We start from the raw sequence: 19,732 nt of genomic DNA, 5'->3' as shown, positions 1-19,732 counted from the left end.
ATCGGTCGGCTCGAACCGCGCCCTGGACGGAGACCGGGGCCAAGACAAGAACCGCGACCGCACTCTTGTCGTCTCGGTCGGCATCATGACCGCTCCTTCCCGTAGAGGTCTGGGCGGATAATGCCGCGGACGCGGTGCAGCCGCCGGTGCCCGAGCAGCGTCTGCGCCTCGGCCTTGCTGGCCATCCCGTAGACACGGTGCGGTCCCCACCGCAGCCACAACGCCCTCCCCGCCCAGCACAGCACCACCAGGATCATCAGCTCGGCCCCGGTGACCCACGCCCGGACCGCGGCTGGTGACGCCCGGCCCGTTGTGCCCGACGGCAGCCCGGCGCTGGCGTCTCCGGCGAGGATCACGGGCACGCTGGTGAGAAACTCGTCTCTCGGCGGGAAGGAGAAGCCACCGCCGCCGGCGGCGAGGTTCGCGCCGGCCCGGCCTGCCTGCACCCCGAGCACCAGCAAAAGCAGCACCGTGACGGCGAGCATCAGCGGGATCTCCCACGTGAACGGGTACGGGTTCGAGCGGCGTGACTGCTGCATGAGGGTCTCCTTCACCGACCAAAGCCGTCTGCGCCCGGGTGGGCGTTCACCGCCGCGGCCGGTCTCGCCCTTCTTGCGTGGCTGCGGACCGTCCGGGCGTTTCGTGGAGGCGTTGGTGGCGCCACAGCCAGGCCGCCGGGTCCTGCCCGCCGTTGCTGCCGTCGAGGGTGGGCTGCGCCCAGCCGCGAGCCCGGACGGCGCTGTGCCAGTGGAACGCCGGGTCGGACGGGCCGGGTTCGCGTGGCGTCGATTCGGTCTCGTTGCCACTCCCATCTGGGTCCACCGGGGCATCCAGCGCGGTGTCGCAGGACAGCTCCCACGGTGCGGGCTGCCTGGGGTCGTCGGCCGACTCGTCGGGGATGTTGCTCATCCGGGTCACCTGAGTCACCTCAGCCCCTTGGTCACGGTCGGGTGGTCGGCCATGTTGCCGACCCGCCAGATCTCGAAGATGTGGTGGCTCGGCCCGCCGGCATAGGAGAAGTGCCTGACTCCGAGGGATCTCGACCTGGCCTCGATGGTCGTCCGGGTCGCGGGGTCCCACACGAGCATCACGTGCCCGATCCGGGACGGGCCGAGGTAGGAGTCCCAGAAGATGACGTCGCCGGGCCGCTCCGTCCCGGGCCTGATGCGGAAGCCGTTGCCCTTGGCCAGCCAGGCCCGCTGCGCGCCGGCGGTGCGGGGCATGCTGATCCCGATCCGCGCGAACGCTGTCTGGACGAGGGAGGAGCAGTCCCACGCGTCAGGGCCGTTGGCGCCCATGACGTACGCGTCGCCGGCCTGGCTGCCGGCCCACTGCAGCAGCTGCCGCACCCGGTCGCTGGTCAGCGGCGGCAGCGAGGCGTCGCCGCCGCCGCCGCCGTTCCCGTCGACCGGGCCGTCGCATCCGGTTGGGTCTCCGAGGACGATGCCGCCGCCGTACGCGTGGGCGTAGTGCAGGACGTCGTTGACGTACCAGCTGGCGTGGTTGTACGCATACAGGGCCTTGGTGACGCCGTCGGGTCCGTCGGTGACGCCGGAACGCACAAGGTAGTTCGCGGCGGAGGTGATGCTGTCGGCGTCGTTGCGGATGTCGACGAGACCGTCGCCGTCGCCGTCGACACCGACCGCCGCGAACGTGGCCGGCATGAACTGCATGAGCCCTTGCGCGCCGGCGCTCGAGGTGGCGGTGGTGCGCCCGTGCCCGGTCTCCTCCATGCCGATGCCGGCGAGCAGCGTCCACGGGATCGCGTACCTCGCGGCCGCAGCCTGGTAGAGCGCCTTCACCTTGGCGGGTATCGGCAGGGGCTGGTTGCGCAGCGACGCCTGCCGCGGGCTGCCGGGCGCGGGAAGCCCGAACCCGATCCCGCCCTCCATCACCGTGTCAACTGAGTCTCCCGCTCTCCCAGTCGCCGCGCCGTTGCCTGCCCCTCTTCCTCCGGCGGCGGCTGCTGATGTGACGGTCGTGCCGGCTGTGACGGCTTTGCCGTTGAGGGGTGCGCCGTGCGAGAGCATCCACGGGACGGGGTCGGTCGCGACCCCGCGCACGAGGATCTCGAGGTGCAGGTGGTTGCCGGTGCTGGTGCCGGTGCTGCCCTCGAACCCGAGCCGCTCGCCCGCCCTGACGGGCTGCCCCTGCCGGACGTCGATCCGGGCCAGATGGGCGTACCTGCTGGTGACCCCGCCGGCGTGCGCGACGTCGACATAGTTGCCGTAGCCGCCCCGGGAGACCCCCGCGAAGGCGACACGGCCGGGGCCGATCGCGACGACCGGGCCGGGCCCGGGCTGGGAGACGAGGTCCTGCCCGGAGTGGTGCTCCCACCGCAGGTGGATGGGGTGGAACTCGCGCCCGAAACCGCGCCGGCTGACGGTATACGCCTGGGTGAACGGTGGCCGCCACTCCCCCGTCCCTGGGATCCCGGTGCCGCAAGCGACGGTCCTCAGCTGCTCCCCTGCCGCCGGGCCGGCGACCGCCATCACCAGCACCGCGGCCGCGATAGGGATGCAGGCCAGCGGAACCAGGGGCAGCAGGATCACGGCAATCTTCTTCACTACCAGTGCCTTTCAGCCCGCGGCTTCGAGGGCCTGGTTCGTGAACGTAAGCTTCCGTTCGATCGGGTGCAGGACGGTGGCGACCTTGTAGTGCTGGTCGCCGACGCACCACAGGGCGCGGCCCTTGCCCTGCATCGCCCAGCCCGTGACGAGGTCGCGGGCGATCGGGCCGAGGCCGAGCATCGTCTCGAGCTCGGCCGCGACGGCCCGGTCCTGCCCGTGCAGGATCTTGATGTCGGCCAGGTGCAGCAGGTCCTTGGCGATCGCGACGGCCTGCGATCCGCTGTCACCGGCGGAGAGCAGGTCCGAGGGTTTGTGGGCGATCGCGAACTGGACGTCCCCGTCGCGTCGGGACAGGCGCAGGTCCGCGTCGAAGCTCTTGACGGCCTCCGGCCCGAGCCGCAGCTGCTTCCACGACTCGTCTCGGACCACGACCCGCACATCCCCGGGCGCTGCGAGCTCCCGCATCCCGCGGCCCCACGAGTTGAGGCAGGTCAGCGCGATGCCGACAGCCTCGTCACCAAGGGGTTCGAGCCGGGACAGGCTCAGCGACTGGATCGGGGCGGCCCAGTCCAGTCGATGCTCGTGTGGTCATCGAACAGGCCGGCCAGCGCCCCGGAGACGAGCTGCCCGAGCGCGTCCCGCAGCATCCGGGTGTCGTCCAGGAAATGTCGTTCGTCGGCGTACCGGCACTGCGCGACCAGCTCGCTCGTCGGGGCGTCGAGCAGCCGCCACAGGTGCGGGATGGTCGTCTCCCGCATCCGGGTGTTGCCGTGGGCGTAACCGGTCAGGTGCGCCAAGGCGGCCTTGACGACGACCTCGTCGGTGGGCCCGAACGGCACCCGGTGCTCCCCGATGCGTTGGGAGCCGACGAGCCCCCGGACGAGGGTCAGCCAGCGGGCGAACACGATCGCCGCGCGACCTTGAGCGGCCTCGGCGCTGAGCTGGTCCCAGCCGGTGATCAGTGGCCCGAACGCGAGCGGGTTGATCCGCGCCGGCAGGCCGTGCCCGATCGCGAACGGTTCCACGTCGAGGAAGCGGCACAGCGGCTCGTACTCGTCCTTCGGGTCGCCGAGCACGAGGACCCGGTAGCCGAAGTCCATCATCCGCAGACAGAACGCCTTGGTCGTGGCGGACTTGCCGCGGCCAGGTTTGCCGAGGCTGAAGATGTTGGGGTTGGTCACCGGGACGGTGTCGTCGAGGACCCAGCCGAGCGGGTCGGCGTAGAACGATCCGCCGGAGAGCAGGTCGATCCCCATCTGCGCTCCGGTCGGCGGCAGCCCGGGGGTGGAGATGAACGGCCACAGCACCGGCGCCTGCTCGGAGGTCATCCTCCAGGTCGAGACCGGCGCCGCCCCTGATGCCCACCCCCGGCCGGGGCGGCGGGCCCCCCGCGGCGGGACGTGCCGGAACAGCCGGGCGTCCTTGGGCGGGTGCAGGGCGGGTGCGGCGGAGGGCAGCTCGTGTCCGAAGTCCGACAGAAGTCGCGACATATCCCTACCCTCGCCGCCCCGACCGCGCCGTTTGCTCACGTCGATCGACCTCACGTCAAAGGGATTCATGTCGCGCGGTTTCATGTCAGTCCGCCCCCCTTCAATCGGCTCGTCGGGTGAGGCTGACCCCGAGCGGGGCGGTCGACGCGGCGAACGCGACGTCCTGGGCGAGGTCGAGCCGCAACGGGGCGAATCCGGCCCGCCGCACGGACGCGTCCAGGTCGCGCCCGAACGCGGAAACCCGGGCGGTCTTGGCGACGGTGACAGTGACGACGGCATACGGGCGGGTGAGGCTGTTGCCGCGGGCGAGCTTCGCGTCGAGGCGACGGACCTTCTCGCTCTCTTCGCTCGCCTTGGCCCGCTTCTTGACCTTGGCCCGGTGCCGCAGCTCGTCGCCGATGTCGGCGGCCCACTCGCTCGTGGCGCTCTGCCGGTTCGCGACCGACTGCGTCAGGATCGGGTAGCAGACCATGAAGGAGCGCCGCTCCCCCGGCGCGGTCGGGCGCGAGGGCTCCCATCGCGGCGCCCCGGACGGGCAGCTTCACCGTCGAGGAGATCGAGTTCCACGCGTCGTGGCTGTAGTGCCGCACGGCCGGGTCCGCCCCGGAAGGCCCGGCCATCGCCCACGGCACATCCGCATTGATCCCCGGGTTGGTCCCAGGGTTGGTCCCAGGGTTGGTCGCCCGGTTGGTCGCTGGGTTGCCCTGAGACGTGGTGGTGGTGTCAGCGGTGGGGTTGGTGTCGCGGCCGGCGAGGGCGTCGATGATTCCGGCCCGGTCACCGGGCGCGAAGCCGGTGCGGCAGGCCAGCGCCAGCTCTGGGCTGGTGAGCCAGGCGACGCTGGTCATCCCCATGCCGCCGCGCAGCTGCGCCTCGATCTCGTCGGCGAGGCTGTAGAGCACGCGGGCGCGGCCGTCGAGGCCGCCGCCGGACTCCTTGGCCTCCCGGGCGAGCCGGCCCTCGGGAACGACGACGGTGACGAACGCCTCGGTCCGGACGCTGGCCCGGGTGAGGTTCGCCTGCAGCTCATCGTTGACCTGACGGGATGCCTGGGGTCCGGTGGCGCGGCGGTGCCTGGCGATCCACTGGTCGCGTTCGGCGCCGTCCTCCGGGACGGTCCGCACCAGGAACACGACCGCGTCGATCAGCTCGGTCCGGGCGGCGAGGTCGAGCAGCTCCCCCAGCCCGGCGCCGAGTCGTTCGCGCTGGTCCAGTTCGGCCAGGCCGATGCCGGGGTGGATCACAGACGCGGTCAGCGCCCACGTCCGGCAGCGGTGGTCCTGGATGATCGCGGTCCTGCTGGAGGTGGCGCCGCGCGGGGGGCCGTCGTGGATCCGGACACCCTGGAGCACCCCCGGCAGGTCCGGCTCCTCGAGCGAATCCGCCTCTCCCGTTGAGGCTTTCGACCGGAACCGGGTCCACCCGGCGAGGCCCCCGACGGCGAACGACAGCGACGCGAAGACCCAGCCCATCGCCGACCGTCCACGGACCGGCGTGACCGTCACCAGCACGATGACCGCCCACAGCAGCGTGAAGAGGGCAACCGAGGTCCACGCCGTCTGCTGCATCGCCCACGCGATCGGCAGGAAGGTCAGCGCGACCGTGGTCAGCTGCCACCCGGACAGGCCGAAGAACCACCCGATCCGGGCCCTCGAGTAGTCGGAGTAGATGACACCCATGACACGCTCCCTCTCTCTTATGCCGGGACGGCGGGCACAGCGCTCGCGGCAGCCGCTCCACCTGTTCCACCGGCGGCGCCCGCAGCGCCGGCGCCACCAGCAGCGCCCGCAGTACCAGCCGGTATCCCGCTGCTCCCGCTGCCTTCGGACATCCCCTTCGCGCCGGGGCCGGTCCCCGACGGCGTTGCGGGCATGGACGGTGTGCTCGGGGACGAGGGCTGACCTCTGCCATCCGTACCGCCGGTGCGGCCACTGCCGTTGCTGCCGTCGGTCCCGTTGCCGTCGGCGCCGTTGACCGCTGGGTTGTCGTCGTCGCGCCGCTGGTTGGGCTGCTGGTTGCGCTGCTGGTTGTTGCGGCGGTCGGAGCTGAAGTCCGGGACGTAGCTGGAGTCCCCGACGCCCATCTGGTTGGTCAGGTCGGCGCCCATCGCCGCTCCCCTGGCGCCGACGGTCGCGACCAGACCCAGACCGGCTGCGGCGAGGCCGCCGAAGCGGCTGCTGGTGGAGCTCTCACCGGCGCCCTCGGCCTGGGAGCGTCCGTGCTCGTCCGTGCTCGAGGCCGCCGTCGACGTGGAGTCGCCTGCGCTGCTCTTGCGGGCGAGGACTCCGCTCAGGCCGCCTTGGGCGGCCATCCCGGCGCGGAGCGCGGCGCCGGAGGAGGTGCCCGGGTCGGTGAACGCGAGCAGCTTGAACAAGGCGAGCGGGCTTGCGCAGCCGATGCAGATGAGGATGACGCCCGGAACGGCGGTGCCGATGGCCTTCTGCAGGTCGTCGGTCATCCCGGTGGCGACCCCGGAGGTCATCTGCACCCCTACCCCGAGGACGAGGACCATCAGGACCGGGGTGAACGCGGCGGCGTGGAACCAGCGGAAGCTCTTCCAGAACCAGCTGCGCCCGAAGTCGGAGGACAGCCCGGCGGCGGAGATCGGTGTCGTCGCGGCCAGGACCATGAGCGCCCCGGCGCGGGTCAGCAGGACGAGTAGGTGCCCGATGGCGGCGAAGACCAGCACGATGCCCATCAGCCCGAGAACGGTGGCGACGGTGCCGTCGGAGATGTCGGCGACGTCGATCGGGCTGCCGAGGGGGCTGAACTGCGCCCAGCTGTCGACGTGGAGCAGCGTGGTCATGAGGGCCTTGGTCAGGCCGCCGCAGGCGGCGAGGACCGCGATGCCGTAGCCGATCCAGGCGACCCACACGAGCAGGAACTGGCCGGTGCCGACGAGCACCTGCCCGACGCTGCGGCCGTCTCGGCGGAAGGCGGCGATCCCGAGCTGTGCCACCGTGAGGATGAGCATGAGGCTCAGCCCGATCCAGGACGTCACCCGGTAGAGCGACCCGGCGGGGCCGCCCTCGCTCAGGTCCGGGGTGGTGAAGTCGTCGACGATGCCCAGGACGAGCTTGAGCAGCCACAGGCCGGCGTTCCACAGGCCGAGCATCGCGGCCGTCCAGCCGTCGGCGATGACCTTGCCGGCAGCCGACGCGAGGTAGGAGAACGGGTCGAGCATGCTCAGGACCTCGCGCTTCCGGCAGCCGCCCCGGCAGCGGGTGCAGACCCAGGCGCCGCGACGGGCGCAGCACCAGTGTCGGGACGGGCGTCGGGTGCGGGGGCGGTGTCGACCCAGGTCCGCCACCCCGCCTTGATGGCCAGGTCGGTGCCCGGCCACGTCGACGGCGCCGGTGCTGGGCTTGGTCCGGGAGCGATCATCCACCGGCCCCCACTTGTCCCAGGTCCCCCCGGATCCCCCGCTCCATCGGTCCCGTCGGTCCATTGCATGCGTTCACAGTGGCCGTAGGCGACCCGCGCGTCGGTTGTGATCACGGCCTGCACGTCGAGCAGGACGCAGGCGAGCACCCAGTCGTCGCCCTCGACGCCCTTGACCATCCCGGCGACCGGGGTGACCGTGACCGTCACCAAAGTGTCCTTGCTCTGCCCTTGTCGGGCGGCGGCGAGGAAGGCCTGGACGTTGCGGGTGAGCGGCCAGTCGGCCACCGCGACGGCCCCGGTTCGGGTCCATCGGTGGTGGACGTCGTTGACCTGCGGGATGGACATGCCTTGCAGGACGGTGGATTCGATCGCGGCGAGCTGGGCCACCGCACCTGCCGTGGTGTGCGGGAAGCCGGTCGGGACGTCCGCGGGCCCGGTCCGCGTCACCGCCGGGACGAGCAGCGTCGGGGCCGGGTGGGCCGAGGGGACGCCTCGTCGGGCACTGTCCGGGTCGACATCGAGCATCGGTGCGGCGGCGACACGGTCGCGGTACGCCTGCCCCCTCGCCGGGCCGGCTGGCACGTCGCGACCGGCATCGCCGGGGATCTCGGCTCGAGTGGTTTCCCCGATGGCCGGGGATCCGGGTGAGGGGGATGCGCCGAGGGAACCGAGCGCGTAGTAGACCGCCAATCCCAGGCCGACGAGGAAGACGAGCGCAGCCAGCACACCGCCCGCGAGAACGGTCAGCAAGCGTCGCCGGTCCCAGCCGCCCGCTGCGCCGTCGTGCAGATCAGCGGATCGAGCGGGAGGTCGGATGGTGGGTCGCATCAGACGCACCCGTTGCCGGTCATGGCGCTGACGATCCCCGGGAGGATGAGGTAGCCGATGACGGCCACGAACACCATCGCGAGGCCGACGACGCCGGCCTTGCTCGCGTGCGGCATGCCGAAGATGCGGCCGCCGACGACGGCGCCGATGCCGACCACGATCCCGAGGGTGAAGAGGATCCCGACGCCCCACAGCACGTAGCCCATGAGCTGGTCGGCGTAGACCTGGGCGCCCGGTGGGGCCACCGGGCACACCTTGTGCGGCAGGGCGGCATACGCGGCCGCCGCGTTCTGGGCGGTGGTGGCGTTCATGATGGGAGGTCCTTCTCGTGGGTGTCGGCCTGGGCGAGCCGGAGCAGGGTGGCCGCCGCGCTGAGCAGCGCCGGCGGGAGCGGCTGGGAGTCGAGGCCTCGAGCGGCCAGCCCGGTGTCGGTCGGGACGTCGACGAGCCGGCCGCACCGGTCCAGCTCCCGCGTCCTGCGGCCCACGGACGCTGCGACCCCGCGCGGCCAGCGGCCGCGCCTGGGACCGACCACACCCGCGACCACGTCCGCCACGTCGTGGTCATCGAGCAGGGCGAGTACGCCCTCGAGGCGGCGCAGGCCCGGCACGGTCGCCGAGGTGACCGCGATGACCACGGGCACGCGGCGAACCTGGTCGGCCAGCCAGCACGACCCGACCAGCAGCTGACCGAGCTCCCACGAGACGTCAAGGACGTTCAGACCCACAGGTCGTGTCGGCTCGGTCGGCCGTGGCACGTCCTGCGGGCCGGTGACGTTCGCGGTGATGCGCTCGAGCAGGACCCGGTCGCGGCGGCCCTGCGACCAGCCGGTTCCGGTGTGGCCCAGCTCCGCGGTGGGTGCCGCGGCCAGGCCTGAGGCGGTGGCGGTGGCGCACTCGATGACCCGCGCGGCTCCGGCGGCCGTCGCGACTGCGACGGCGACGGTGGTGGCGCCGGCGCCGCCGTGGCAACCGATGACCGGCAGGACCGGTTCGGTCGGCTCCCACACCACATCGGGCGTCGACGTGCCAGGCCGGCGCGAGGTCGCACGCCGGAGGTGGCTGCCGCTGCGGAACTGGCCGGACTGGACGGCCAGCCACGCCCGCTTCAGCTCGTCAGTGCTCACCGCCCGGCGCGGGCCGGGAGTGGTGGTCACGACGCTCCTCCATCGAACGCTCTGCGGCGCGCGTCGAGGGCCTGCCGAAGTGCCTCGGAGTCGAGCCGTGAGAGCGCCACCTTGGCGCGCTGCACCTCGTGCAGACGCTCGACACACGCAGCGAACTCGTCGATCGTCGCCACCTCCGTGCTGGCGAGGTCCATCAGGCGCTCGGCGTCTGTCGGGTCTGTCTCTGTCACGGTTTCTCGCACGGTCACTGTCATCACCTCGCCGCCTAAAGCCCGCCCGCCCCGGCTGGCGGTCACTGGTCACGCCGGGACCTGCGCGGTCGTGGCACCCACCGCGTCCCGCAGGGCTTGGATGGCGCGGCTGGTGTGCCGGCGCACCGTGATCGCGGCGACTCCCCGCCGCCCGGCGACCTCGGCGGAGACGTCGTTGCCGAGCAGCCCCGCGTGGCCGCGCCCCGACCTCACGGTCCGCTGCCGGTCAGCGGTCTGCGCGACGTCGACCAGCAGGGACCGGTCCTCGTCGGTGATGACGCCGCCGGCGCTCGCCCAGTCCAGCAGCTCGGCCAGCTCCTGCTGCGCCGAGGTCTCTGGAGTCTCGGCGCTCTCGGAGGGCTCGGCCGGCATGGCCTCCCAGATCCTCTCGGTGGGCGCGACCGGGATGGTCCGCGCCCACGTCGGGTCCGCCGCCGCCCCGACACCGAGGTCGCGCATGACCGCCTTGCGAGCATTCATCAAGACGTTGGCCGCGACCCGGTGCCCCCGCTGCCACCGGAAGGTCCGAGCCTCCATCCACAGCGCGGCCGCCAGCATCTGGTCGATCCGCGGGGACAGCGTGAACATCCGGGAAGCCAACAGACTCACCCCGGGAAGCAGCACCCACGCCAGAGCCCCAGTCGCGGCGACATCGTCCCCGCCCTCGGGCGAGGACAGCTCCGCCAACGTCAACAGCACCATGTCGGCGTCATCGCGATCGGCCTGCCGCAACCACGCCGGCAGCTCCAGCAGGTCCTCCACCACCCCGAGCACCGGGTGGGCCGACACCCAGCCGGGCCACCGAGACCGGGCCATTGCCAGGACATGACTCTCCGGGTCACCCAGACCCAGCTGCGTCGCGACACTCATCATGAGCTCCTTCCGCCGTGTAGACACGGCAGGAAGGTCGCTCTCAGACGTCCCCGGGAACGTCACCCACCAGGGCCGTCGCAGCGGGGGTACGGGTCCCCGGCGAAGGGGGTACAACACCCTGACCTGCGACGATGCGACGTACCCCAAGAATCTGAAGGTGCCGATGCGTGCGGGTGTTGTCGGGGATGACGACGTGCAACCGCGAGCCGTTAGGGCCGGACGGGTCGATGACAAGGCGGCCCAGGTCTACGCCGGAGAGACCTACCGCTCCCATCAGGCGAGCACGTGGCATCGAGGCGCATCGCCGGGAGCTCCCGGCGGAAGACCTGACTCGCGGACTCGGCCGGCCGCTGCTCGACGTGATGCGTGGCTTGGTGCAGCTGCGCAGCGCCGCGAGATGGGGCGGGCGATCACTCATCCTCGAGTCGAGCCGGACGGACCCGCGTCCGCATCGCCTGCCGGTGGTGGTTCCTGCAGCCTCCCGCTCTTGCCTGCAGCCTTGGGACCAACGGCTCTACAGCTCGGGCACCGGAGAGAGACACGATGGCCTCATGAGAGGTACCGAGATGAAGCCGGTGCTGTGGATCGCGGTGGTCTTGATGCTGGGTGGGGCCTTCCTGCTCGCGACAGAAATCGGCGCACCGGGCCTCTGGATTTTCGTCATCGCGGTGGGCATCGCACTGGTGGTTGTGGACCGGGTCCGCTCGCGCACCAGACAGGGAAAGTGAACCCTCCCAACACCGGGCGTCCGTGGGACCAGTGGGTCGGCCATCGGTCGCGCGCTTGTCAACCCCACGACCCGCTGCGGGAAACGCAAGGCTCGCTCTGTGGCCATCTACGGGACCGGGGGCTGAGCAGGGAGACGAGGGCGGGTATGGCGGAGATGACCAGGACGGCAAGCAGGATCAGCCCGAGGTTGCCGGACACCGCCGGGATGACGCCGAGCCAGGAGCCTCCGCCGAACATCACCACAGCCCATAACGTGGCGCCGGCGAGGTTGTGGACCAGGAACCGCCGTCGATCCATGCCGGCGACGCCGGCCAGGACGGGAGTGAGGGTGCGGGCCGGCGGCATGAACCGTGACAGGACAACGGCTTTCGCCCCGTGCCGGTCGAAGAGCCGGCGGGCCCCGTCGAGGCGCTCGGGCGAGATGAACCGCGACCCGCGGACCTGCTGCAGCCCGGGGCCCAGACGCCGGCCCAGCAGATAGGCCACCTGGTCACCGGCGGTCGCGGCCAGGGTGACAGCGACCAGAGAGAGCCACACGGGCAGCTGCAGCGCGCCCGCGGCGACGAGGACGCAGGCACTGACCAAGAGTGTGTCGGCTGGCAGGAGGAAGCCGGCAAGGAGCCCGGACTCGGCGAAAGCGACCCGCCATGAGCAGCAGGGCGAACGGCCCCAGAGGCGCGAGCAGTGCAAGCAGAAAGCCATTCAGGGCGACACCTCGGTGCGTTCGGGCCCGGACCGCGCCTGGTCGGTGGCCGGGTGTCCGCGGGGCGAGCCCTCCCGACGATCGTGCTGGCGGCGGCTGTGCTGGCCACCGCGTCACCCTATGCGGCGACCGCGGCTCTGGGGCGTCCGAGTCGCCGAGGGTCAGCTGGTGGCGGCAGTCGTGGAGACGACGATGGAGGCGATCACCGCGGCCTGGACCTGCCTGACGGCCTGTGCGACTGCCTCTGCGCCCCAGCCGAGTTCACCGATCTGCTCGGCCAGATGCCGCATCGTCTTCTTGTCCCGCTGGGGGAAGAGCTTGGGCAGCAGGTCGATGGCGTTCAGGATTCCGACCAGGGCGGCCGTGAGGGGGTCGGGCTGAGCACCGTCGAGGACGGCCGCGATCCGCGCCTGGATGTCGGAGCGCACCTCGGGTCGGCGTATGGGCCAGGAAGTGGACGTGAACACGCGCAGTTGCCGGTGCTGGAAACGCTCGAGCACACGCGCTGCGGCCAGCTCCTCGAGGACGCACTCCTGGATGTCGTTGGCTCTGCCCTTCCAGTCGGATGCTCCGCCGATCCGGGCGACCGCGTCCTTAGGCGTGTGGCCGACGGCCCGGTCCCGTGCCTGCTCGAGCACTCCGGACTGCGGCGCAGCCACGCCAGGTCGTGCGACCAGACGGGCTCGGCTCGGCTCTCCGGGCTCGAGGTCGAGGACGCCGTCGAGGACCAGCTGCAGGACGGCGGCACCGGCCACCGCCGCCTTGCGTTTGGTGGAGTCGACTCGCAGCCTGCCCTCATCGTCGAGCATGAGCAGGAGCAGCTCCGCCGGGAGCGGCCATACGTATGAGGAGGTCATGACTCGGTCAACTCCTTGGTCTCCGCGTTCAGCGGGTTCGTGTCGTGCATGGCTACCCAGGAACGGGTACGCGGGCCCAACCGGGGCTTCGCTGTGCAGGTCAGTGAGCACCGTGGTCTGCACTCCAATCCCCTCTCCTCCTCATCCTTCGCTCGGGTCCAGGCGAACCTCAGGGCCGAACGTCCCTCAACGCCAGTCGCCCCGTGGAGGCGGGACCTCTGGCACTGGGTCGGTTCCCTGCGCGGCGAGACGATGCTCGTGACCGCCCGCGGGCCGTGACCCACTCGGGGGCGGACGGAGCGCACCAGCTGGGACCGAGGAGGTTGCCTTGACGTCCACGCACGATGGCCATCGCATCGAACTTCTGTACCGCGCCACGACCACACCGCGGCTCGTGCAGGTGCCCTGCCTGAGGTTCTTGTGCCTGGACGGTTACGGCGACCCCAACACGAGCCCTCCGTACGCGGCTGCGGTCAAGGCGCTGTACTCCGTGTCCTACGCAGCCAAGTTCGACGTCAAGAAGGTCGGAGGGCCAGACTTCACCGTCTCCGCGCTGGAAGGACTCTGGTGGGCCGAGGACTTGAGCACCTTCCTGACCGGCGACAGGTCGCACTGGCACTGGACCCTGATGATCCGCCAACCCGAGTCCGTCACCGACGACCGGCTCGCGCACCTCGCGCACGAGGCGGCCGCCAAGAAGTCGCTGCCCGCTGCTGCCGGGCTGGGGCTGATCTCCTTCGAGGAAGGCCCCGCCGCGCAGGTGCTGCACGTCGGGCCGTACGCTACCGAGGCGACCACGACCGCGAAGCTGCACGACTTCATCCGAGAGCACGGGTTCGCCTTCGACGGTCATCGCCACAAACACCACGAGATCTACCTCGGCGACCCACGCCGCTCAGCCCCCAATACCCTGCGCACCATCATCCGACAGCCCTACACCGGGCCTTAGAACGATGGCTCTCGCTGACGGCGTGACCGACGTGTCTCTAAGCTTCGCCGGACAGATCCAGCGCGTCACGGGCGAGTCCTCCACGACCGTGGCCAGCGTCGACCTGGGAGGCAGCTCGCTAGTGACCCGCGTCGCCGTTGTCTGGGCGGCTTGTCCTGGAGTCCCGCAGGAAACGGACGAGGCAATCGCAGAACCTGAGCGGTGCGGCTCCTCGGCTACGCGCCGCAAGCGTCAACCAGAACACCCCACACGGGGTGCATCCAGGTGCAGCGGCCGCAGCCAAGGCTTGGGTGCTAGAGAGCCCCCTCAGGCTCGTCCACGAGGGGCTGTGGCTTCAGCCCCAGCGGGTTGACCCGTAACCGGTCCGCGGTGACCGAGGCCCAGTCTGGGCGGCTGGCCAGCATCCGGGCGCGGTCGATGGCCACACCGAGTGCCTGCTCGCGGATCTCGGGCGTGATGTCCATCGGCTGCGCCGTGATGAACTCGACGTCGGTGACACCGATGAACCCGAAGATGGCGCGCAGGTAGGGCTCCTGGAAGTCGAAGGCGTTCATCGGCGACCCGGGCGAGTAGTCCCCTCCACGCGAGGACACCACGATCATCTTCTTGCCGTGGACCAACGGCACGGCCTGCCCGATCTCGTTGTAGCGGAAGACGTATCCGGGCTGGATGATGCAGTCGATGTAGTACTTCAGGGCGTAGGGGATGCTGAAGTTCCACATGGGGGTGGCGAGCAGGTACGCGTCGGCGGACAGAAAGTGTTCGATGGCGCGCTCGATCTGCGCCCACGACTCGGCGTGGTCCCTGCTGATCGGCCGGCCGACCATGAGCGTGTACTTCGCCTCGATGTTGTCCCCCGCGATGGCCGGCAGGTCGTCGTTGTAGAGATCCACGGTGTCCACCTGGGCATGAGCGTGGTGCTCCTTCAGGCTTGCCAAGAATGCCGCCGCGACACGCTCGGTGTTGGACTTCTCCCCCCGAGGGGATGCGTTGATGTGCAGCAGCTTCATGTGGGTCGCTCCATCTGTGGGTGCAGCCTCTCGACTCAGCTGGCGGCGGCATCCACAGAGTCGCGCCAGGCAGAGCGCGCTGATGCAAGCGTATGGCGGCAACGGGGACTGGACGCCTGTTGCCTGAAATGACCGTTCCGAACTTTTCCCCTCAACACCAGCCTGGGCCGGGGCTTCCCGCCGGTGCGTGCCGAACATCCCCCACGGGCAACGCTGGGCATGCAACGAAGTGGGCGCTAAAGCCCAAGAACCTCGCGGTCCACGGCCGACAGCACCACCGTGCGCGGCGTCCAGGCCGGCGGCTTCGTCTGTTCGGCCAAACGATCGCTCGCCAGAATTGAATCGTCGTATCTCCACCGGCCGGACACGGGCGCCGATAGCCTCAAGCGTTCGGAACGGGGGCCGGACCTCACCAACCGACAGGTGGATTCATGCGCAAGATCCAAGGCTTCAGCATGCGTACGGCGGTGGCTCTCTCGGCATTCGGGGTGATCGCGGCCGGCGGCCTGACCGCCCCCCAGGCGCTCGCGGCGCCCAGCGCCGCGGCGAGCCCTGCGAAGGCGTCCCAGCTGGGCAAGCATGATCGCGAGCTGCTCGCCACAGCCCGCGCCAACGGCTCACCCACGGTGACGCTGCTCATCGCCGCTGTCCCCGGGCAGAACAGCTCCGTGACCAGCGCTCTGAAGTCCTTGGGCGCGGTCATCAGCAAGGCGGACAGCGACATCAGCTACATCCGCGCCGTCGTGCCGATCGACAAGGCCCAGACCGCCGCCAACCTGAGCGGCATCGTCGCTGCCGACCTCGACGAGGTCATCCCGCTCGACGACCCGACGCCCCAGGGCTCGCAACCCGCCACCCCCCAGACGCCACCCGGTCCTGACACTCCTCGGGACAACCCTTACATGCCGATTCGCGACACAGGTGCGGCCGCTTTCACCGCGGCTCACCCGACATGGGACGGCCGAGGCACCACCATCGGCATCGTCGACTCCGGCATCGACCTCGACCACCCGGCCCTGGCCACGACGACCACCGGGGAACGCAAGATCACCGACTGGGTCACCGCCACCGACCCAATCACCGACGACGACCCGACATGGCTGAACATGTCCACCCAAGTCACCGGGCCGAACTTCACCTTCAACGGCGGCAGCTACGTCGCACCAGCCGGGAGCTACCGGATCGCGCTCTTCAACGAGGGCGACCCGCGCCTGGGAGGGGAGGTTGGCAGCGACGTCAACCGCGACGGCGACAGCACCGACAAGTTCGCCGTCCTGTGGGACCCCGCCGCGGGCACCGTCCGGGTCGACACCAACCAGGACAACAACCTGAGCAACGACCAGGTCCTGACCGACTACGCCAAGAAGTTCGACGTCGGCCACTTCGGCACCGACAACCCGGCCACCGCCGTCCGCGAGTCGATGCCCTTCGTCGTGCAGACCGACGGCAAGAACAAGGTCGTCAACATCGGCATCGTCTCAGGCGAACACGGCACCCACGTCGCCGGCATCACCGCAGCGAACCAGATGTTCGGGGGCGCCATGTCAGGCGCCGCCCCCGGCGCCAAGCTGAAGTCCGTGCGCGTCTGCATGTTCATCACCGGGTGCACCTCACACGCCCTGATCGAAGGCATGACGTTCATCGCCAAGCAGGGCAACGTCGACGTCATCAACATGTCCATCGGCGGACTGCCCGCGCTCAACGACGGCAACAACACCCGAGCCGTCCTCTACAACCGGCTGATCGACCAGTACAACGTCCAGATGTTCATCTCCGCCGGCAACAACGGGTCCGGCCTCAACACCATCGGTGACCCAGCCGCCGCCTCCAAGGTGCTCGCGGTCGGCTCCTACATCAGCAAGGAGACGTGGCAGAAGAACTACGGCTCCGACTCCACCTATGTCGACAACCTGCACGGCTTCTCCTCCCGCGGCCCCCGCGAGGACGGCGGCTTCAAGCCCGAGATCGTCGCGCCCGGCGCCGCGATCTCCACCACCCCGATGTGGGAGACCTCCTCACCGGTGCCCGGCACCTACACCCTCCCGGCCGGCTACTCGATGCTGCAGGGCACCTCCATGGCGTCCCCACAGGCCGCCGGCGCCGGTGCGCTGCTCGTCAGCGCCGCCAAGCAAGCCGGAGTGCAGAGCAAACCCGCGCAGCTGCGCGAAGCCCTGACCTCCTCCGCCCGCCAGCTCGACCGCTACGGCGCCTACGAGCAGGGCAACGGCCTGATCAACGTCGGCGCTGCCTGGGAGCTGCTCAAGACCAACCTCAAGCCGGTCGACATCAGCTCCTCCGTCGAGGTCCACACGATCCTGTCGGGGTTCCTCGCAACGCCGGGTCGAGGCGAAGGCATCTTCGACCGGGAGGGAGTGGCGGCCGGCGACAGCTACACGCGCACCTACACCTTCACCCGCACCACGGGTGGCGGCGGCAGCCGGACCTACAACCTGGCTTGGACGGGCAACGACGGCACGTTCGAGTCGCCGGCATCCGTGGCGCTGCCCCTCAACACCCCAACCACTGTGGCCGTCAGCGTCCACCCGACCAAGGCCGGTACCCACTCGGCCATCCTCAACCTGGACGATCCGTCCACGCCCGGCATCGAGAAGCAGACCCTGAACACTGTTGTCGCGGCAGAGGCCTTCACGGCTGCCAACGACTACACCGTGGCGCACTCGGGAACCATCGGTCGCAACCAGGTGACCAGCTACTTCTTCAAGGTGCCCGCGAACACGCCGGCGTTCAAGGTCGACCTTGTCGGCGGTGGCACCACCCCCGGTGCTGGGCAGATCCGGTTCCTGCGGTTCCACCCCTACGGCGTCGCCATCGACGACAACTCCTCGCTCAGCTGCTACACCCCGACCTCGGGCGGCTGCTCAACCGGGTCGCCGACCAGCCGCACCACCAGCAACCCGCAAGCCGGCGTCTGGGAGGTCACCGTCGAGGCCCGGCGCACCTCCGACGCCGAGAACGCTCCCTACACCCTCACCGCCTCCATCCTCGGCGCGAGCGTCACACCCAACCCTGACACCATCGCCTCCGCGACCATCGGGACCCCGGTGGCGCGCAGCTACACCCTGACCAACGGCTTCGGCGCCTTCACCGGCCGCGCCGTCGGGACCACCTTGGGCAGCGCCAAGGTGCTGACTCCGACCATCGCCAACGGTGCTCAGCAGCAGCGCGGATTTGTCGTCACGGCCGGTTCGACATCGCTGAGGGCAACCATCGGTTCCACCAGCGACACCGGAGCCGACCTCGACCTCTACGTCTACAACTGCACCAGCGGCTCATGCGTGCTCGCGGGACAGTCAGCCGACGGAGACAGCGAGGAGTCCGTGACGATCACCAACCCAGCAGCCGGCACCTGGGTGACCCTCGTCGACGGCTACGCCGTCCCGTCCGGGTCGACCACGTTCAACTACGTCGACGTGTTCACCAACGCGGCGTTCGGCGCCGCCGCCGTCACCGACGCCAACGCGCTCCGCCCGGCCGGATCGTCGTGGACAGTGCCCGGCACCGTGACCGCCAACGCGGCCCCAGCCGCCGGTCGGGTCCTGCTCGGCAACGTCCAAGTGCGCACCGACACCAACATCCTGGTCGGCAGCGGCGACGTCGTCATAGAAACCATCACCCCCTAGCGCCCAACTCGGCCGCCGCAACCACAAGGAAGGGCCTCGCCGGAACAATCTGGCGAGGCCCTTCGTGCTCGCTGCCGCCCCCGGCGTGATCCCACTCACCGGTACGCCCGCAGCCTGATCGATGGCGCAGCCCATTCGGATGGACAATCGACGCCGGAGCCGGCACGGCACGGCACGGCACCGGTCGACGCCCAGGGGCCGCGACAACGAGCAAGCCACTCCCGCGCAGAAAGGGTATGTCTGCGGGCTGGCCAAGGTTGTAGCGCCGGGGCCGGCCTGGCATATGTATAGGGTGCGAGGCGCCGTTGGGACCCCCGAGCCGATGGCGCCTCGCCTGCAGACTGGCTTCATACGTGCCTCCCTCGGGTCCCTCTCGGTTCGGGTGCGCTGCCAGTCAGCGCAACAGCGTGACGGTCACGGTGCGGGGCGTCGCCGTGCCGGACGCGGTCGCGGGCGAGACGACGAGCAGTCCGCCACCCCCGACCCACGTCTCCAGATCCACGAGGGCGGCATCCCTCTTCGGGGTGCCGTAGGCGGCGTCGAACTCGCACGCGACCGTGTACGCCCCGAACCGCCGTCGCAAGGGGGGCTCGACTCGGAGGCCGGTGGAGGGGGCCTCCGAGTCGAGGGTGCGAGGCGGCGTCCTCCTTGGGAGTCCGTGACGCCGCGCAACATGCCCTATATCGTCCGTTTCCCCCTGGTCGTTACAACTGACAGCTGGCGGGTGATAGCAGGCACGCTTCGTGTTTCGTGTGTCGAACCTGCAGTCGCGCCGTCCCCTCAAGCGACGATGGCAACCTAAAGAAGGCAACCCAACGTCACAGCCCGAGCGCTTCCCGCTCCTCTTTCCGGAGAACGACGGTTCGAGGCGTGGCCGCGGCCGGGGCCGTCCGTAGGTCCAGACTGAGAAGCCGGCACCGGGCCTGGATGATCTGGATGATCACCTGCCCAGCGCCGACGTCGCCGCCCATGGCCTTGTCCCAGAGGGCGTGCTGCACGGCGTCGAGACGGGCCACCTCGAGCTCCTGGAGGCCCTCCACGGCCTCTCTGCGGTTCCGGGCGAGAGCCTGGTGCACCATCCGGTAGACGGTGCCCTTGTGGGCGTACCCGAGCTCGTCGGCGATCGCCTGGTACGTCAAGCCCTGGGTGGCGAGCTCGACCGCACGGGCCTGACGGGCAGCCGCCAGGGCCCGGTTGCGATGCTGCCCGGTGACCAGAGGAAGAACTGCTGGGACGCTCATGAGAACCATTCACGCGCAAACCCGCCCCTATTGGTGAGGGCTCGCCCGCGTGGTGTTACGCCGCGGTCGCCCGGGCACAT

General features: G+C 70.3%; 19 protein-coding genes and 1 pseudogene. 3 read left to right on the top strand and 17 right to left on the bottom strand.

Translation table 11 applies throughout. From position 1 onward, the window contains the following. Nucleotides 1–83 precede the first annotated feature (83 nt). The 12 genes and pseudogenes from FBY41_RS15765 to FBY41_RS15715 form a co-directional block, all read right to left on the bottom strand. On the bottom strand, nucleotides 84–539 hold the full coding sequence (locus FBY41_RS15765) for a hypothetical protein (protein WP_141845258.1): 456 nt from the start codon (nucleotides 537–539) through the stop codon (nucleotides 84–86). 46 nt (nucleotides 540–585) lie between these two features. Further along, entirely contained in the window at nucleotides 586–909 is a 324-nt protein-coding gene (locus tag FBY41_RS15760) for a hypothetical protein (protein ID WP_141845257.1), read from the bottom strand. A 14-nt stretch (nucleotides 910–923) separates the two neighbouring features. Continuing rightward, a complete protein-coding gene (locus FBY41_RS15755; protein ID WP_141845256.1) occupies nucleotides 924–2,552 on the bottom strand; it encodes a peptidoglycan DD-metalloendopeptidase family protein in 1,629 nt (542 codons plus the stop codon). Nucleotides 2,553–2,579: 27 nt separating this feature from the next. Next, the gene (locus FBY41_RS23625; protein ID WP_221629315.1) at nucleotides 2,580–2,999 is read right to left on the bottom strand and encodes a hypothetical protein; all 420 of its coding nucleotides are present in this window, start codon (nucleotides 2,997–2,999) and stop codon (nucleotides 2,580–2,582) included. Nucleotides 3,000–3,112: 113 nt separating this feature from the next. After that, nucleotides 3,113–4,060 (bottom strand): hypothetical protein, encoded by a 948-nt coding sequence (locus tag FBY41_RS23620; protein ID WP_221629314.1) that lies wholly within the window; start codon nucleotides 4,058–4,060, stop codon nucleotides 3,113–3,115. A gap of 100 nt (nucleotides 4,061–4,160) precedes the next feature. Continuing rightward, nucleotides 4,161–5,739: pseudogene (locus FBY41_RS24180) on the bottom strand (SCO6880 family protein). A gap of 17 nt (nucleotides 5,740–5,756) precedes the next feature. Then, nucleotides 5,757–7,244: a type IV secretion system protein gene (locus FBY41_RS15740; protein ID WP_141845255.1), complete on the bottom strand. Its 1,488-nt coding sequence runs from the start codon at nucleotides 7,242–7,244 to the stop codon at nucleotides 5,757–5,759. 2 nt (nucleotides 7,245–7,246) lie between these two features. Continuing rightward, entirely contained in the window at nucleotides 7,247–8,272 is a 1,026-nt protein-coding gene (locus FBY41_RS15735) for a hypothetical protein (RefSeq protein ID WP_141845254.1), read from the bottom strand. Continuing rightward, nucleotides 8,272–8,583 carry a hypothetical protein gene (locus FBY41_RS15730; RefSeq protein ID WP_141845253.1) on the bottom strand — a complete coding sequence of 104 codons (312 nt, stop codon included), beginning with the start codon at nucleotides 8,581–8,583 and terminating at the stop codon, nucleotides 8,272–8,274. Before FBY41_RS15730 ends, FBY41_RS15735 begins: the two co-directional genes overlap by 1 nt. Further along, a complete protein-coding gene (locus FBY41_RS15725) occupies nucleotides 8,580–9,428 on the bottom strand; it encodes a hypothetical protein (protein ID WP_141845252.1) in 849 nt (282 codons plus the stop codon). The genes FBY41_RS15730 and FBY41_RS15725 overlap by 4 nt, the downstream gene beginning before the upstream one ends. Further along, entirely contained in the window at nucleotides 9,425–9,628 is a 204-nt protein-coding gene (locus tag FBY41_RS15720) for a hypothetical protein (RefSeq protein ID WP_141845251.1), read from the bottom strand. Before FBY41_RS15720 ends, FBY41_RS15725 begins: the two co-directional genes overlap by 4 nt. Nucleotides 9,629–9,697: 69 nt before the next feature. Beyond that, nucleotides 9,698–10,519 (bottom strand): hypothetical protein, encoded by an 822-nt coding sequence (locus FBY41_RS15715; RefSeq protein WP_141845250.1) that lies wholly within the window; start codon nucleotides 10,517–10,519, stop codon nucleotides 9,698–9,700. Nucleotides 10,520–11,073: 554 nt separating this feature from the next. Between FBY41_RS15715 and FBY41_RS23475 the strand changes: the two genes are divergently transcribed. Next, the gene (locus tag FBY41_RS23475; RefSeq protein WP_185749104.1) at nucleotides 11,074–11,250 is read left to right on the top strand and encodes a hypothetical protein; all 177 of its coding nucleotides are present in this window, start codon (nucleotides 11,074–11,076) and stop codon (nucleotides 11,248–11,250) included. A 58-nt stretch (nucleotides 11,251–11,308) separates the two neighbouring features. Here the strand turns inward: FBY41_RS23475 and FBY41_RS15710 are convergent, their stop codons facing one another. Both FBY41_RS15710 and FBY41_RS15705 read right to left on the bottom strand, forming a co-directional pair. Then, a complete protein-coding gene (locus FBY41_RS15710; protein ID WP_185749103.1) occupies nucleotides 11,309–11,836 on the bottom strand; it encodes a DedA family protein in 528 nt (175 codons plus the stop codon). Between the two features lie 279 nt (nucleotides 11,837–12,115). Next, the gene (locus FBY41_RS15705) at nucleotides 12,116–12,811 is read right to left on the bottom strand and encodes a GOLPH3/VPS74 family protein (RefSeq protein WP_141845248.1); all 696 of its coding nucleotides are present in this window, start codon (nucleotides 12,809–12,811) and stop codon (nucleotides 12,116–12,118) included. A gap of 328 nt (nucleotides 12,812–13,139) precedes the next feature. Between FBY41_RS15705 and FBY41_RS15700 the strand changes: the two genes are divergently transcribed. Then, nucleotides 13,140–13,760 carry a GyrI-like domain-containing protein gene (locus FBY41_RS15700; RefSeq protein ID WP_141845247.1) on the top strand — a complete coding sequence of 207 codons (621 nt, stop codon included), beginning with the start codon at nucleotides 13,140–13,142 and terminating at the stop codon, nucleotides 13,758–13,760. A 293-nt stretch (nucleotides 13,761–14,053) separates the two neighbouring features. Here the strand turns inward: FBY41_RS15700 and FBY41_RS15695 are convergent, their stop codons facing one another. After that, nucleotides 14,054–14,770 (bottom strand): FMN-dependent NADH-azoreductase, encoded by a 717-nt coding sequence (locus tag FBY41_RS15695; RefSeq protein WP_141845246.1) that lies wholly within the window; start codon nucleotides 14,768–14,770, stop codon nucleotides 14,054–14,056. 431 nt (nucleotides 14,771–15,201) lie between these two features. On the opposite strand from FBY41_RS15695, the gene FBY41_RS15690 reads away from it, so the two are divergent. Next, nucleotides 15,202–18,411 (top strand): S8 family serine peptidase, encoded by a 3,210-nt coding sequence (locus FBY41_RS15690; RefSeq protein ID WP_260439831.1) that lies wholly within the window; start codon nucleotides 15,202–15,204, stop codon nucleotides 18,409–18,411. Between the two features lie 394 nt (nucleotides 18,412–18,805). On the opposite strand, the gene FBY41_RS15685 is transcribed toward FBY41_RS15690, so the two are convergent. Further along, a complete protein-coding gene (locus FBY41_RS15685; RefSeq protein WP_141845245.1) occupies nucleotides 18,806–18,994 on the bottom strand; it encodes a hypothetical protein in 189 nt (62 codons plus the stop codon). A 235-nt stretch (nucleotides 18,995–19,229) separates the two neighbouring features. Continuing rightward, nucleotides 19,230–19,652 carry a helix-turn-helix domain-containing protein gene (locus tag FBY41_RS15680; RefSeq protein ID WP_141845244.1) on the bottom strand — a complete coding sequence of 141 codons (423 nt, stop codon included), beginning with the start codon at nucleotides 19,650–19,652 and terminating at the stop codon, nucleotides 19,230–19,232. Nucleotides 19,653–19,732 lie beyond the last annotated feature (80 nt).

This window comes from Humibacillus xanthopallidus (assembly GCF_006716675.1).
Classification (GTDB): domain Bacteria; phylum Actinomycetota; class Actinomycetes; order Actinomycetales; family Dermatophilaceae; genus Humibacillus; species Humibacillus xanthopallidus_B.
This window is presented reverse-complemented; position numbering and strand designations above follow the sequence as displayed.